Here is a 14,814-nt window from a genome sequence, read left to right as displayed (position 1 = left end):
GGCAGCGGATCGGGAAGGTGCCCGAGGCCCGTTGTCAGTGCTCGCCCGTACGGTCTTTCGTAGGCGCTGCTGCCGCGGATCCGCAGGCGGTTCAGCGGTCGGAGGAGGCGTACGGGGGGTGGCATGACGAGCACGGAAGCGGGCGGTGCGGCGGGAGTTGGGGCGCTCGCCTGGCGGGGCGGGTTCGGGCGGCTGTGGTGCGCGGCGGCCGTCTCCCGCTTCGGCGACGCGCTGCGCGGCACGGCGCTGCCGCTGCTCGCCTACGGGCTCACGGATTCGCCGCTGCTGATCTCGCTGGTCACCGTCTGCGGCTTCCTGCCCTGGCTGTTCTTCGGGCTGATGGGCGGCGCGGTCGCGGACCGGGTCGACCAGCGGCGGGCGATGTGGGCGGTCGATGTGCTGCGCGGGCTGCTGGTGGCCGGGTTCGCGCTGGCGGTCGCGCTCGGCCGGGCCCGGATCGGCCTGCTGCTGACGCTGGCGTTCGCACTGACGACCCTCCAGACGCTCTTCGACAACGCCGCCACGGCCCTGCTGCCGTCGGTGGTGCCCAAGGAGTCGCTGGGGACCGCCAACGCCCGTCTGATAACCGGCCAGGAGCTGGTCGGCCGGTTCGTCGGCGGGCCGGTGGCGCCGGCGCTGATCGGGTCGGCCGCCGCGCTGCCCTTCGCGGCCGACGCGGCGACCTATCTCGTCGCCGCCGCCCTGGTGGCCTCGCTGCGGACCGCCGCGCCGCCCCGGCCGCGGGCCGCCGCCGGGCGCACCCTCCGGCGCGAAATCGCCGACGGCATACGGGCGTTGTGGCGCGACCGGGTGCTGCGCGCGTTCTGCCTGTCCGTGGCGCTGGGCAACATCGGCATCGGCGCGCTGATCGCGACGCTCGTCGTGATCGTCAGGGGCTGGCTGGGCGCCGGGGACGTCGGCTATGCCGTGGTGACGACCGGATACGGCGCCGGGACGGTGCTCGGCGGGCTGCTGGCCGGCCAGATGGTCGCCGCGGCCGGCGGCCGGGCCCGCACGCTCCTTCTCGCCGGGCTGCTGCAGAGCGCGGTGCTGGTGTCCTTCGGGACGGTGCGCGCACTGTGGCCCGCGGCCCTGGCGCTGGGCCTGTTCGGCTTCGCCGGCGCCGTGTGGAACGTCCTGGAGACGACGGTGGTCCAGCAGCGCAGCCCGGAGGGGATGGTGGGCCGGATCAGCTCCGCGTTTCGAACGGTCTCCATCGCGGGGACGCCGCTGGGCGCGCTGCTCGGCGGCGCGGTCGCCGCGACCCTGGGGGCCAACGCCCCGGCGTTGCTGGCCGCCGCGCTGGTGGGGCTGGGCACCCTCGTGCTGATACCGGCTGTTCGGGCCGGCGACAGCACTTCGTCCGACAGCGGACAGATACCTCATACCGTGCCCTGATCAATTAAGTTGGAGGATGGCGGGGCCGCTACGAGACGAAGAAGGCTGATGTCCGAGATGAACGCAGAAGGCCGCAGCAGGCTCGACCAGTTGCCCGAGTGGACCGCGTTGCGCAAGCACCGCGAGCAGCTGGGGGAGGTGCACCTGCGCGAGCTGTTCGCCAAGGATCCCGACCGCGCCCGGCGGTTCACCCTCCAGGTCGGCGATCTGCACCTGGACTTCTCCAAGCACCTGGTCACCGACGAGACGCTGCGGCTGCTGCGCGAGCTGGCCGCGGGGACCGGGGTGGCCGAGCTGCGGGACGCCATGTTCCGCGGCGAGAAGATCAACATCACCGAGAACCGCTCCGTGCTGCACACCGCGCTGCGCGCGCCCGGCTCGGCCGTCATCACGTCCGACGACGTCAACGTCGTACCCGCGGTGCAGCACGTCCTGACGAAGATGGCCACCTTCGCCGACCGGGTGCGCTCGGGCGACTGGAAGGGCCACACCGGCCGGCGCATCAAAACGGTCGTCAACATCGGTATCGGCGGCTCGGATCTGGGCCCGGCGATGGCGTACGAGGCGCTGCGCGCCTACACCCACCGGGACATGCAGTTCCGCTTCGTGTCCAACGTGGACGGCGCCGATCTGCACGAGGCGGTGCGCGATCTGGACCCGGCGGAGACGCTGTTCGTCATCGCCTCGAAGACCTTCACCACCATCGAGACGATCACCAACGCCACCTCCGCCCGCGACTGGTTGCTCAGCGGCCTGGGCACCGGTGGCGAAGAAGCCGTCGCCAAGCACTTCGTGGCGCTGTCGACCAACGCCGAGAAGGTCGCGGAGTTCGGCATCGACACGGTCAACATGTTCGAGTTCTGGGACTGGGTCGGCGGTCGCTATTCGTACGACTCCGCGATCGGCCTGTCGCTGATGATCGCGATCGGCCCGGAGCGGTTCCGCGAGATGCTGGCCGGCTTCCATCTCGTCGACGAGCACTTCCAGTCCGCCCCGCCGGAGGAGAACGTCCCACTGCTGCTGGGCCTGCTGGGGATCTGGTACGGCAACTTCTGGGACGCCCAGTCGCACGCGGTGCTGCCGTACAGCCACTACCTCTCCAAGTTCACCGCCTACCTCCAGCAGCTGGACATGGAGTCCAACGGCAAGTCCGTCGACCGTCAGGGCCATCAGGTCAACTGGCAGACCGGCCCGGTCGTCTGGGGCACGCCCGGCACGAACGGCCAGCACGCCTACTACCAGCTGCTCCACCAGGGCACGAAGGTGATCCCGGCCGACCTCATCGGCTTCGCCCGGCCGGTCGAGGACCTCCGGCCTGGCCTGGTCGCCCAGCACGACCTGCTGATGGCCAACCTCTTCGCGCAGGGCCAGGCGCTGGCGTTCGGCAAGACGCCCGACGAGGTGCGCGCCGAGGGCGTGGCCGAGGAGCTGGTGCCGCACCGGACGTTCCGCGGCAACCACCCCACCAGCACGATCCTGGCGTCGGAGCTCACCCCGTCCGTACTGGGCCAGTTGATCGCGCTCTACGAGCACAAGGTGTTCGTCCAGGGCGCGGTGTGGAACATCGACTCCTTCGACCAGTGGGGCGTGGAGCTGGGCAAGGTGCTGGCCAGGCGCGTCGAGCCGGCGCTGACCGAGGGCGCCGACGTGCCGGGCCTGGACGCGTCCACCGCCGGCCTGGTCGGCAAGTACCGCGAGCTGCGCGGGCGTTGATCCCGTACGCCGACGGCCCCACACCCGCGGAGGGTGTGGGGCCGTCGGCGTGTCAGCGGCTCAGGACGACGCCGGCGGGTAGAGGCTGCGCGGCAGTTGGGAGGCCGCCGCCTCGTCCAGCAGCCACAGCGTCCGGCTGCGGCCCCGCGCACCGGCCGCCGGTGCCTGGACCTCCCCGGCACCGGAGAGCGCGATCGCCGCGGCCCCGGCCTTGTCCTCGCCGGCCGCCAGCAGCCACACCTCGCGTGCCGCGCGGATCGCCGGCAGGGTCAGCGTGATCCGGGTCGGCGGCGGCTTGGGCGCGCCGTGCACGCCCACCACCGTCCGGTCCCGCTCGTAGACCGCGGGCAGTTCGGGGAACAGCGAGGCGACATGGGTGTCCGGGCCGACGCCCAGCAGCAGCACGTCGAAGGACGGCACCGGACCGTGGTCCTCCGGCCCGGCAGCGGCGGCGAGTTCGAGGGCGTACTCCTCGGCCGCCGCGTCCGCGTCGTTGCCGAAGCGGCCACCGGCCGGCTCCATCGGGTGCACCCGCGCAGGGTTGAGCGGGACGCCGTCCAGCAGCGCCGCGCGGGCCTGGGTGTAGTTGCGCTCCGGGTCCCCGTCCGGCAGGAACCGCTCATCGCCCCACCAGAGGTCCAGCCGGGACCAGTCGACGGCGTCCCGGGCGGGCGCCTCGGCGAGGGCCGCGAGCAGCCCGTTGCCGTTGCGCCCGCCGGTCAGCACGACCGAGGCGGAGCCGCGGGCCGCCTGGGCGTCCACGATCTTGGTGATCAGCCGGGCCGCCGCGGCCTTGGCCATCAGCTCCTTGTCCCGGTGGACGACGACCTGCGGAGTGCTCACTTGGCGGCTGCCTTCTTGGCGGGCGCCTTCTTCGCCGCCGCCTTGGCCGGGGAGGTGCCCGCGTCCGCGGACGTGCCGGCCACCGGTGCCGCCTGCCGGTCCGCCGCGGCCGGTGCCGCCGGCTGCCCGTCCGGCTCGCCGATCCGCTCCACGCCGTACTTCAGCGCGGCGGCGTAGATGTCGTCCGGGTCGAGCCGGCGCAGCTCCTCGGCGAGCAGCTCGGAGGTCTCCCGGCGCTTGAGCGCCACCGCGCGGTCCGGCTGGCCGCGCATGGAGAGGGTGGCCAGCGAGCCGTCCGGGCGGTCCAGGACGATCGTTCCGCTGCCGCTGGACTCCAGCCGTACCGCGGTGAGCCCGGGGCCCGCCGAAACGGTGCGCTGTACCGGCACGTCCAGCCTGCTGGCGAGCCACATGGCGAGCAGCTCGCAGCTCGGGTTGAACTCCTCGCCCTCGACCACGGCCGAGGTGACCGTGCACGGAGACTGGTCGAGCGCCGCCGCCAGCATCGAGCGCCAGGGCGTGATCCGGGTCCAGGACAGATCCGTGTCACCCGGGGTGTAGGTGTCGGCGCGCGCGGACAGCTCCCGGATGGGCTCCTCGGAGGCGTAGGCGTCGGTGACCCTGCGCTGCGCCAGCGCGCCGAGCGGGTCCTTGGCCGGGTTCAGCGGGGCGTTGACCGCCCACCAGACCACCACCGGGGCGTCCGGCAGCAGCAGCGGCAGCACCACGGACTGCGCGTGGTCGATCGCCTCGCCGTACAGCCGCAGCACCACCGTCTCGCCGGTGCCGGCGTCCGTGCCGACCCGCACCTCGGCGTCCAGGCGGGCCTTGGCGCGGTCGCGCGGCGACCGGCTGACCCGCTTGATGACGACGAGGGTGCGCGAAGGGTGTTCGCGGGACGCCTCGTTGGCCGCCTTCAGGGCGTCGTAGGCGTTCTCCTCGTCGGTGACGATGACGAGGGTGAGCACCATGCCGATGGCCGGGGTGCCGACGGCGCGGCGGCCCTGGACCAGCGCCTTGTTGATCTTGCTGGCCGTGGTTTCCGTCAGATCGATCTTCATGGCCGACGCCAGCTCCGTCCGTCTCGTGCGAGCATTTCGTCCGCCTCGTCGGGGCCCCAGGTGCCCGCCGGGTACTGCGCGGGCTTGCCGTGCTTGTCCCAGTACGTCTCGATCGGGTCGAGGATCTTCCAGGAGAGCTCGACCTCCTCCAGGCGCGGGAAGAGGTTGGCGTCGCCGAGCAGCACATCGAGGATCAGCCGCTCGTACGCCTCGGGGCTGGACTCCGTGAAGGACTCGCCGTACGCGAAGTCCATCGACACGTCGCGCACCTCCATCGAGGTGCCGGGCACCTTGGAGCCGAACCGCACGGTCACGCCCTCGTCCGGCTGTACCCGGATGACCAGGGCGTTCTGCCCCAGCTCCTCAGTGGCGGTGTGGTCGAACGGGGAGTGCGGGGCGCGCTGGAAGACCACCGCGATCTCGGTGACCCGACGGCCCAGGCGCTTGCCGGTCCGCAGGTAGAAGGGGACGCCCGCCCAGCGGCGGTTGTCGATCCCGACCTTGATCGCGGCGTAGGTGTCGGTCTTCGACTTCGGGTCGATGCCGTCTTCCTCGGCGTAGCCGACGACCTTCTCGCCGCCCTGCCAGCCGGCCGTGTACTGCGCCCGGACAGTCTCCTTGCCGAGGTCCTTGGGCAGCCGGACGGCCCCCAGCACCTTGGTCTTCTCCGCGACCAGCGCGTCCGCCTCGAAGGAGGCGGGCTCCTCCATGGCGGTCAGCGCGAGCAGCTGGAGGAGGTGGTTCTGGATGACGTCGCGGGCGGCGCCGATGCCGTCGTAGTAGCCGGCCCGGCCGCCGATGCCGATGTCCTCGGCCATGGTGATCTGGACGTGGTCGACATAGCTGCGGTTCCACAGCGGCTCGAACATCGTGTTGGCGAACCGCAGCGCCAGGATGTTCTGGACCGTCTCCTTGCCCAGGTAGTGGTCGATCCGGAAGACCTCGTTGGGCGGGAAGACCTCGTGGACGATCCGGTTGAGTTCCTGGGCGCTCGCCAGGTCGTGGCCGAACGGCTTCTCGATGACCGCGCGGCGCCAGGAGTCCGCCTTCTGGTCGGCCAGCCCGTGCTTCTTGAGCTGCTGGACGACCTTGGGGAAGAACTTCGGCGGCACCGACAGGTAGAAGGCGAAGTTGCCGCCCGTGCCCTGCGCCTTGTCGAGCTCGTTGATGGTGTCCTTGAGCGTCTCGAAGGCTTCGTCGTCGTCGAAGTTGCCCTGGACGAAGCGGCAGCCCTGGACCAGCTGCTGCCAGACCTCCTCGCGGAACGGCGTGCGGGAGTGCTGCTTGACGGCCTCGTACACCTCGTGCGCGAAGTCCTCGTCCTCCCACTCGCGGCGGGCGAAGCCGACCAGCGAGAAGCCCGGCGGCAGCAGCCCCCGGTTCGCCAGGTCGTAGACCGCGGGCATCAGCTTCTTACGGGACAAATCGCCCGTGACGCCGAAAATGACCAGGCCCGACGGCCCCGCGATACGCGGGAGCCGTCGGTCCGCGGCGTCACGGAGCGGGTTAGCTCCGTGTGAACCAGACAAGGGAGATCAGCCCTCCGAGGGAGCGAGGCGCGCCAGTTCCGCCTCCGTCGACTTGAGCAGGTCGTTCCAGGCGGCCTCGAACTTCTCCACGCCCTCGTCCTCCAGGAGCTGCACGACGTCGTCGTACGAGATCCCGAGTGCGGCGAGCGCGTCGAGGTCGGCCTGGGCGCCGGCGTAGGTGCCGCGCACCGTGTCGCCGGTGATCTCACCGTGGGCGGCGGTGGCCTGGAGCGTGGCCTCCGGCATGGTGTTGACGGTGCCCGGGGCGACCAACTCGTCCACGTACAGGGTGTCCTTGTACGCCGGGTCCTTCACACCGGTCGAGGCCCACAGCGGACGCTGCTTGTGGGCGCCCGCCTTGTCGAGGGCGGCCCAGCGCTCGGTGCCGAAGACCTCCTCGTACGCCTGGTACGCCAGGCGCGCGTTGGCCAGGGCGGCCCTGCCCTTGAGGGCCTTGGCCTCGTCCGTGCCGATCTTCTCCAGGCGCTTGTCGATCTCGGTGTCCACCCGGGACACGAAGAACGAGGCCACCGAACGGATCAGGGACAGGTCCAGCCCCGCGGCCCTGGCCTTCTCCAGGCCGGCCAGGTAGGCGTCCATCACCTCGCGGTAGCGCTCCAGCGAGAAGATCAGCGTGACGTTGACGCTGATGCCCAGGCCGATCACCTCGGTGATGGCCGGCAGACCCGCCTTGGTGGCCGGGATCTTGATCAGCGTGTTCGGGCGGTCCACGAGCCAGGCCAGCTGCTTGGCCTCGGCGATGGTCGCCTCGGTGTTGTGCGCCAGGCGCGGGTCGACCTCGATGGAGACCCGGCCGTCCTGGCCGCCGGTGGCGTCGAAGACCGGCCGCAGGATGTCGGCGGCGTCCCGGACGTCCGCCGTCGTGATCATGCGGATGGCCTCGTCGACGGTGACCTTGCGGGTGGCGAGGTCGTGGACCTGCTGGCGGTAGCCGTCGCCCGCGGAGATCGCCTTCTGGAAGATCGACGGGTTGGTCGTGACACCGACGACGTGCTGCTGGTCGATCAGCTCGGCGAGGTTGCCGGACGTGATGCGCTTGCGCGACAGGTCGTCCAGCCAGATCGCGACGCCTTCGTCGGAGAGGCGCTTGAGTGCGTCTGTCATGGGTTCTGCATCTCCTACTTGTCGTATACGGGCGTCAGCGCGCGGCGGTGGCCAGCGATTCCCGGGCGGCGTCGGCCACCGCTTCGGGAGTGAAGCCGAACTCGCGGAAGAGGAGCTTGCCGTCGGCCGAGGCGCCGAAGTGCTCCAGGGAAACGATCCGGCCGGCGTCGCCGACGTAGCGGTGCCAGGTCAGGCCGATGCCGGCTTCGACGGCGACACGGGCCCTGACCGACGGCGGCAGCACGCTGTCGCGGTATTCCTGGTCCTGCTCCTCGAACCACTCCACCGACGGCATCGACACCACGCGGGTCGGGACGCCCTCGGCCTGGAGCTGCTCGCGGGCCGCGACGGCCAGCTGCACCTCGGAACCGGTGGCGATGAGCACGACCTGCGGCTCGGCGGTCCGGCCGTCGGCCCCTTCGGCCTCGAAGCGGACGTAACCGCCCTTGACGGTGTCCTCGTTGGCCTCGTAGGTCGGCACGCCCTGACGGGTCAGCGCCAGACCGTGCGGGGCGCCCACGCCGAACTCCTTCGTCCAGCGGCGCATGATCTCGCGCCAGGCGATCGCGGTCTCGTTGGCGTCGGCCGGGCGCACGACGTTCAGGCCCGGGATGGCGCGCAGCGAGGCCAGGTGCTCGACCGGCTGGTGGGTCGGGCCGTCCTCGCCCAGGCCGATGGAGTCGTGCGTCCACACGTACGTCACCGGCAGGTGCATCAGTGCGGACAGCCGGACGGCGTTGCGCATGTAGTCGGAGAACACCAGGAAGGTGCCGCCGTACACACGGGTGTTGCCGTGCAGCGTGATGCCGTTCATCTCCGCGGCCATGGAGTGCTCGCGGATACCGAAGTGGATGGTGCGGCCGTACGGGTCGGCGCCCGGCAGCGGGTTGCCCTCCGGCAGGAACGACGAGGTCTTGTCGATCGTGGTGTTGTTCGACCCCGCGAGGTCGGCGGAACCGCCCCACAGCTCGGGGATGATCGCGCCCAGCGCGTGCAGCACCTTGCCGGACGCGGCGCGGGTGGCCACGGACTTGCCGGTCTCGAACGCGGGGACGTGGTCCTGCCAGCCCTCCGGCAGCTCGCCCGCGGCGATCCGGTCGAACTCGGCGGCGCGCTCGGGGTTGGCGGTGCGCCAGGCGGCGAACGACTTCTCCCACTTGGCCCGGGCCTCGCGACCGCGGTCCTGGGCGGCACGGGTGTGCGCCAGCACCTCGCCGGCGACCTCGAAGTCCTGCTCCGGGTCGAAGCCCAGCACGCGCTTGGTGGCGGCGACCTCTTCGGCGCCCAGCGCGGAGCCGTGCGCGGCCTCGGTGTTCTGGGCGTTCGGGGCCGGCCAGGCGATGATCGAGCGGGCCGCGATGAACGAGGGGCGCTCGGTCTCGACCTTGGCGGCCTCCAGGGCCCTGGCCAGCCCGGCCGGGTCCAGGTCGCCGTTGGGCAGCTGCTCGACGCGCTGGACGTGCCAGCCGTACGCCTCGTAGCGCTTGAGGGTGTCCTCGGAGACCGCGGTCTCGGTGTCGCCCTCGATGGAGATGTGGTTGTCGTCCCACAGCAGGACGAGGTTGCCCAGCTTCTGGTGGCCCGCCAGGGAGGACGCCTCGGCGGCGATGCCCTCCTGGAGGCAGCCGTCACCGGCGACGGCCCAGACCATGTGGTCGAAGGGCGAGGTGCCCTGCGGCGCGTCGGGGTCGAACAGGCCGCGCTCGTAGCGCGCTGCCATCGCCATGCCCACGGCGTTGGCGACGCCCTGGCCCAGCGGGCCGGTGGTGGTCTCCACGCCGGCGGTGTGGCCGTACTCCGGGTGACCGGGCGTCTTGGAGCCCCACGTGCGGAAGCTCTTGAGGTCGTCGAGCTCCAGGCCGTAGCCGGCCAGGTAGAGCTGGATGTAGAGCGTCAGGCTGGAGTGGCCGGCAGAGAGGACGAACCGGTCGCGGCCGGTCCAGTCCGGGTCCGCGGGGTCGTGCTGCATCAGCTTCTGGAAGAGAACATAGGCGGCGGGAGCCAGGCTCATGGCCGTACCCGGATGGCCGTTACCGACCTTCTGCACGGAGTCCATGGCCAGCACACGGACGGTGTCCACAGCCCGCTGGTCCAGTTCGGTCCACTCGAAATCTGTGGTGGTCGGCTTGTTGCTCACCCTGAGTCAGGGCTCCTCTCCACATGTCGAATGCCGCGGACGGTATGTCCGCCAGGCGGTGTCGAGCCTACCCCCGTGAATGCACGCGCCTTTTCGACGCTCAGTCGGTGGAAACGGCGCTCAGTCGGGTAGGCCGCGGTCACGAGAACTTGTCGCTTCGGGCAACTGAATCGGCACTTCAGGCATTCCCGGCGCCAGGGGGCGACGCCATACGACCAGACTGCCGGGCGGCCGTCGCGTTCGCCTCCCGAAAGCCGGGCGAACGGCCGGGGAAAGCTCGGGGGATCCTTGGGACATTCCTCCGGGAGCCACCCGCCGTCACCCCGCGGCGGGCGGGCCAACACGACGGCACCCCCGCGAAGATCGCCGTATGGCCAACGTCTAAAGTGGCGTGGTAAGCGCAAGCCCCACCGGGTCACCACGCCGACGGGGCTTGCTGGCCTTATCTCCGCGGCTCACGCCGCTGACGTTACTTCCAGGGGTGTGCGTGACGGCCGTCGAATCCCGTCCTGCGGGGGCGCTCTCTCAGGTCCCCGGGAGTCCCGGTGACCGGCCGTTCGGCCCCCGGCTCAAGGCGTTCGTGGCGCTGACCAAGCCGCGGGTCATCGAGCTGCTGCTGATGACCACGGTGCCGGTGATGTTCCTGGCGGCCCGCGGGGTGCCGGACCTGTGGCTGGTGCTGGCGACCTGCGTCGGCGGCTATCTCTCCGCCGGCGGCGCCGCCGCGTACAACATGTACCTGGACCGCGACATCGACGCGATGATGGACCGCACCTCCCAGCGCCCGCTGGTCACCGGCATGGTCTCGCCGCGCGAGTGCCTGGTCTTCGCGACCGTCCTCGCGGTCGGCTCCACCGCCTGGTTCTGGTTCCTCGTCAACCCGCTGTCGGCGATGCTGTCCCTCGGGGCGCTGCTCTTCTACGTCGTCGTCTACACGATGATCCTCAAGCGGCGCACGTCGCAGAACATCGTCTGGGGCGGCATCGCGGGCTGCATGCCCGTCTTCATCGGCTGGTCCTCGGTGACCAACTCCGTCTCCTGGGCCTCGTTCGTCCTCTTCCTCGTCATCTTCTTCTGGACGCCGCCGCATTACTGGCCGCTGTCGATGAAGGTCACGGACGACTACAAGCGGGTCGGCGTGCCGATGCTGCCGGCCGTCGCGGGCAACAAGGTCGTCGCCCGGCAGATCGTCGTCTACAGCTGGGTGATGGTCGCCGTCTCGCTGCTGCTCCAACCGCTGGGCTACACCGGCTGGTTCTACACCGCGGTCGCGGTCGCCTGCGGCGCGTTCTGGCTCCGTGAGGCGCACGCCCTCCAGTCCCGCGCCAAGGCCGGGATCACGGGCGCCAAGCTCAAGGAGATGCGGCTGTTCCACTGGTCCATCACCTATGTCTCGCTGCTGTTCGTCGCCGTCGCCGTGGACCCGTTCCTGCGCTGAGTTCCTGCGCCGAGCGTCACTCCCGGCAAGCCTTCCTCGTTCCATTACCCGCGGGTAGCATGCTGTTCATGGCAGACACCCAGCAGGCGGACGAGCAGGCGGCGGACGGCGCGGCGTCCGCGACCACGGCGGACACGCGGGCCGACAAGCGGACGGCCAAGCTCGCCGGGCAGATCCGCGCCTTCGCCAAGACGCACGGCGGCAGCGCCGAGGGCCAGCTCGCGCACATCGGCCGCGGGCGCACCCGCATCGCGCTGGTCGGCGCCAACGGCGAGTGGGGCAACCTCGTGGCGGACAGCTACGACAGCGCCAAGGGCGCCGCGGACCTGGCCGGCATCACGCTCCAGGACGACTTCGACGGCGAGCTGGCCGCCAAGGTCCGCACCGGCCCGTACGAGTGGTCCCGGATGGCAGGCATCCAGGTGGGCGGCCCGGCCAACCCGTGACGCCCCCGTGGACGCCCCCCGGTGCCGTGCGCCGGGGCGCGCCGCCCGCTACCTCACCACCCGCTCGCCCGTTAAGCCCACCAGGCGCGGCGCTTCGGCCACGCCTGGCGGGCTGACGGCTGGGAGGGGCGGATGGAGGGACTGCCACCGCTCGTCGACCAGTACAGCCACGGCGCCGTCCACGGAGAACTGGGCCTCGGGTCCTTCGAGGCGCACCTGGCCACCGCGGTCGGCGCCCAGGGCCCGGCGCCCGCGGGCACCAGCTACTTCGACACCCGCACCGGCCTCGCGATACGCCGCTGGTGCCCCCCGCTGCTCGGCCTGGAGCCGCACTGCCCGCCGGTGCGCTATCTGGCCCGCCGGCGCGAGGTGGGCGCCTTCCACGCCGGCCGGCTGCTGCTCCGCGGCGCCGGCATCGGCACGTACCTGCTGGAGACCGGCGCCCGCAGCGAACTGACCTCGGCCGCCGAACTGTCCGCCGCCGCCGAGGCCCGCGCCCACGAGGTGGTCCGGCTCGAACCGCTCGCCGAGCAGGTCGCCGACACCTCCGGCAGCGTCGACTCCTTCATCGGCTACACCGCGGAAGCCCTGTACGCCGCGGCCCAGCACGCCACCGCGTTCGCCTCCGGCGCCACGTACTGCGAGGGCCGCGCCCCGGACGGCGGCGAGGTGCGGCGCGCCGCCGACCGCTGGCTGCGCGGGCGCCGCCCCGGGGACCGGCTGGCGGAGCCGGCGCTCGTCCGGCACCTGCTGTGGAGCGCGGTGGCGACCGGGCTTCCGGTCCAGCTGCACTGCCCCGATCCACGGCCCCTGGCGGACTTCCTGCGGGCCACCGCCGGCCTCGGCTCGGATCTCGTCCTACTGCCCGAGGCCCCGCACCACCGGCGGGCCGCGCAGCTCGCCGCCGTGCACTCCCATGTCTACGCGGACACCGGGCCGGACCCCGAAGAGGCCCTCGGCCAGGCCCCGTTCGGCAAGCTGCTGTTCTCCTCCGGAGCGCGCGGGCTGCCCGAGCTCTACGTCACCGGCGCGCGGTTCTTCTTACGCGCCATGGCACGCGTCATGGGGGAGTGGACCGCCGAGGGGCTGTGCGCCGCCTCGGACGGGCGGCGGATCACCGAGATGGTCGGCTCGGGCACCGCCCGGCGGGTCTACGGGCTGGTCCCCGCGGCGTAGGTGTTCCTAGGCCGCGGCGGTGGCGGACGGCAGGGTCTGTGCGGCCTCGCCGTCGGCGAGTGCGCCCGGCGCGGCGGGCACCGAGCCACGGTCGCGCAGCGTCAGGAAGACCCGCAGCACCGCGATCCAGACCAGCGTCGAGCCGAACATGTGCAGCCCGACGACCAGCGTCGGCAGGCTCAGGAAGTACTGGACGTAGCCGACGACGCCCTGGAAGGCGAGGGCGGCGAACAGGGCCAGGGTGGCGCGGCGCGGGGCCTGCGGCGCCTTGACCGCGCGCAGGGTGAAGAACAGGGCGACGGTCAGCCCGACGACGATGTAGACGAAGTCGACGTGGAGCTGGGTCACCTCCTGCCAGTTCAGCGGGATCCGGTGGACCTGGCGGGCATCGCCCGCGTGCGGTCCGGTGCCGGTGACGACCGTGCCGATCACCGTCAGTGCGGCCACCGCCGCCACCAGCACCCAGGAGAGCTGCCGGACCGCGGGGGACACCAGGTCGCGCGGCTCCTCGTCGCCCTCCTTGGCGCGCTGCCAGGAAAGGACACAGACCGTCAGCAGGGCGCTGGTGAGCAGGAAGTGCGCGGCGACGAGGTACGGGTTCAGGCCGGTGAGCACGACGATGCCGCCCCAGACCGCGTTGCCCATCACGATCCAGAACTGCGCCCAGCCGAGCCGGGTGAGCGGGCGGCGGCGCGGTGCGCGGGCCCGTGCCGCCACGATGAACAGCCCGATGAAGCCGCACAGGACGTAGGTCAGCAGGCGGTTGCCGAACTCGATGAGGCCGTGGATGCCCATCTCGGCGGTCGGGGTGAGGCTGTCCGGCGTGCACTGGGGCCACGTCGAGCAGCCCAGCCCGGACTCGGTCAGCCGGACCGCACCGCCGGTCACGACGATGACCACGGCCATCACGACGGTGGCGAGTGCCGCGCGCTCGACGAAGCGGGCGGACGGCTGCCAGCGGCGGGCGATCAGCTCAAGGGGATTCAGCGTGTTCGGCACGGGTGCCATCGTAGGCAACGGCTTGTGCGTGTTTTCACGAGGGTCCGGTTTGCCGCGTCCGGCCGGCGGTGGGGAGGATGTTCGCCGAGGTGGGGGCGTAGGCGGGCCCGGTCCGGCGGTTCCGGCCGGGGACGGGCCGCGGGCGGCCTACTCCCAACGGAAGAACTTCGCCGCGGCGCCCAGGCCCAGTACCGCCCAGACGGCCAGGGTGCCGAGGTCTCCCCAGGGGATCCCGGCCCCGTGCTGGAGCACCGTGCGCAGCCCGTCGGAGAGCGCGGAGATCGGCAGCAGCCCCAGCACCGTCTGTGCGGCCTCCGGGAACTTCGCCAGGGGGACGATGACGCCGCCGCCCACGAGGAGCAGCAGGAAGACCAGGTTGGCGGCGGCCAGGGTGGCCTCCGCCTTGAGGGTGCCGGCCATCAGCAGGCCCAGGCCCGAGAACGCCGCGGTGCCCACCAGGAGCAGCAGGACGACGGAGACGGGGTTGCCGTGCGGCGACCAGCCCAGCGCGAAGGCGACGACCGTCAGCAGGACGACCTGGAGGACCTCGGTGACCAGTACCGCGCAGGTCTTCGCCGCCATCAGCGCCCAGCGGGGGAGCGGTGAGGCGCCCAGCCGCTTGAGGACCCCGTAGCGGCGCTCGAAGCCGGTCGCGATGGCCTGGCCGGTGAAGGCGGTGGACAGCACGGCGAGCGCCAGGATGCCCGGCGCGAGGAAGTCCACCGACTTCCCGGCCCCGGTGTCGATGATGTCGACGGCGGAGAACAGCACCAGCAGCAGCGTCGGGATGACGACGGTCAGCAGCAGTTGCTCACCGTTGCGCAGCAGCATCCTGGTCTCCAGGGCCGCCTGTGCGCGGATCATCCGCGGCAGCGGGGCGGCACCCGGCCGAGGGGCGAACGTTCCGGTCCCGGCGGTCATGCGCGCAGCTCCTTCCCCGTGAGCTCCA

12 protein-coding genes are annotated in these 14,814 nt (G+C 71.7%); 5 read left to right on the top strand and 7 right to left on the bottom strand.

The window, feature by feature from the left end; all coding sequences use genetic code 11:
- Positions 1-123: 123 nt before the first annotated feature.
- Together ACO1BR_RS00625 and pgi are read left to right on the top strand one after the other, a co-directional pair.
- Positions 124-1,398: an MFS transporter gene (locus ACO1BR_RS00625; RefSeq protein ID WP_426793028.1), complete on the top strand. Its 1,275-nt coding sequence runs from the start codon at positions 124-126 to the stop codon at positions 1,396-1,398.
- 57 nt (positions 1,399-1,455) lie between these two features.
- Positions 1,456-3,111, top strand: coding sequence for a glucose-6-phosphate isomerase (gene pgi / locus ACO1BR_RS00620; protein ID WP_426793318.1), 1,656 nt, complete (start codon positions 1,456-1,458; stop codon positions 3,109-3,111).
- 60 nt (positions 3,112-3,171) lie between these two features.
- Here the strand turns inward: pgi and pgl are convergent, their stop codons facing one another.
- Genes pgl through tkt form a run of 5 tightly spaced genes read right to left on the bottom strand, consistent with a single transcriptional unit; the run spans position 3,172 to position 9,806 of the window.
- Positions 3,172-3,954 carry a 6-phosphogluconolactonase gene (pgl, locus tag ACO1BR_RS00615; protein WP_426793027.1) on the bottom strand — a complete coding sequence of 261 codons (783 nt, stop codon included), beginning with the start codon at positions 3,952-3,954 and terminating at the stop codon, positions 3,172-3,174.
- On the bottom strand, positions 3,951-5,015 hold the full coding sequence (gene opcA, locus ACO1BR_RS00610) for a glucose-6-phosphate dehydrogenase assembly protein OpcA (protein WP_426793026.1): 1,065 nt from the start codon (positions 5,013-5,015) through the stop codon (positions 3,951-3,953). The genes pgl and opcA overlap by 4 nt, the downstream gene beginning before the upstream one ends.
- Positions 5,012-6,544, bottom strand: a complete 1,533-nt coding sequence (zwf, locus tag ACO1BR_RS00605; protein ID WP_426793025.1) for a glucose-6-phosphate dehydrogenase — start codon at positions 6,542-6,544, stop codon at positions 5,012-5,014. The genes opcA and zwf overlap by 4 nt, the downstream gene beginning before the upstream one ends.
- A gap of 6 nt (positions 6,545-6,550) precedes the next feature.
- Positions 6,551-7,669: a transaldolase gene (gene tal / locus ACO1BR_RS00600; RefSeq protein WP_426793024.1), complete on the bottom strand. Its 1,119-nt coding sequence runs from the start codon at positions 7,667-7,669 to the stop codon at positions 6,551-6,553.
- A gap of 34 nt (positions 7,670-7,703) precedes the next feature.
- Positions 7,704-9,806 (bottom strand): transketolase, encoded by a 2,103-nt coding sequence (gene tkt, locus ACO1BR_RS00595; protein ID WP_426793023.1) that lies wholly within the window; start codon positions 9,804-9,806, stop codon positions 7,704-7,706.
- Between the two features lie 487 nt (positions 9,807-10,293).
- On the opposite strand from tkt, the gene ACO1BR_RS00590 reads away from it, so the two are divergent.
- The 3 genes from ACO1BR_RS00590 to ACO1BR_RS00580 all read left to right on the top strand — a co-directional run bounded on the left by ACO1BR_RS00590 (position 10,294) and on the right by ACO1BR_RS00580 (position 12,866).
- Positions 10,294-11,244 carry a heme o synthase gene (locus tag ACO1BR_RS00590; protein WP_426793022.1) on the top strand — a complete coding sequence of 317 codons (951 nt, stop codon included), beginning with the start codon at positions 10,294-10,296 and terminating at the stop codon, positions 11,242-11,244.
- A 59-nt stretch (positions 11,245-11,303) separates the two neighbouring features.
- Positions 11,304-11,690: a hypothetical protein gene (locus tag ACO1BR_RS00585; protein ID WP_159504443.1), complete on the top strand. Its 387-nt coding sequence runs from the start codon at positions 11,304-11,306 to the stop codon at positions 11,688-11,690.
- A gap of 132 nt (positions 11,691-11,822) precedes the next feature.
- Positions 11,823-12,866, top strand: coding sequence for an amidohydrolase (locus ACO1BR_RS00580; RefSeq protein ID WP_426793021.1), 1,044 nt, complete (start codon positions 11,823-11,825; stop codon positions 12,864-12,866).
- A 6-nt stretch (positions 12,867-12,872) separates the two neighbouring features.
- Here ACO1BR_RS00580 and ACO1BR_RS00575 read toward each other — a convergent pair whose 3' ends face one another.
- Both ACO1BR_RS00575 and ACO1BR_RS00570 read right to left on the bottom strand, forming a co-directional pair.
- A complete protein-coding gene (locus ACO1BR_RS00575) occupies positions 12,873-13,865 on the bottom strand; it encodes a COX15/CtaA family protein (protein WP_426793020.1) in 993 nt (330 codons plus the stop codon).
- A gap of 147 nt (positions 13,866-14,012) precedes the next feature.
- The gene (locus ACO1BR_RS00570) at positions 14,013-14,786 is read right to left on the bottom strand and encodes an ABC transporter permease (protein ID WP_426793019.1); all 774 of its coding nucleotides are present in this window, start codon (positions 14,784-14,786) and stop codon (positions 14,013-14,015) included.
- Between the last annotated feature and the right edge of the window lie 28 nt (positions 14,787-14,814).

This window comes from Streptomyces sp. YGL11-2 (assembly GCF_050054615.1).
Taxonomy (GTDB): Bacteria; Actinomycetota; Actinomycetes; order Streptomycetales; family Streptomycetaceae; genus Streptomyces.
This window is presented reverse-complemented; position numbering and strand designations above follow the sequence as displayed.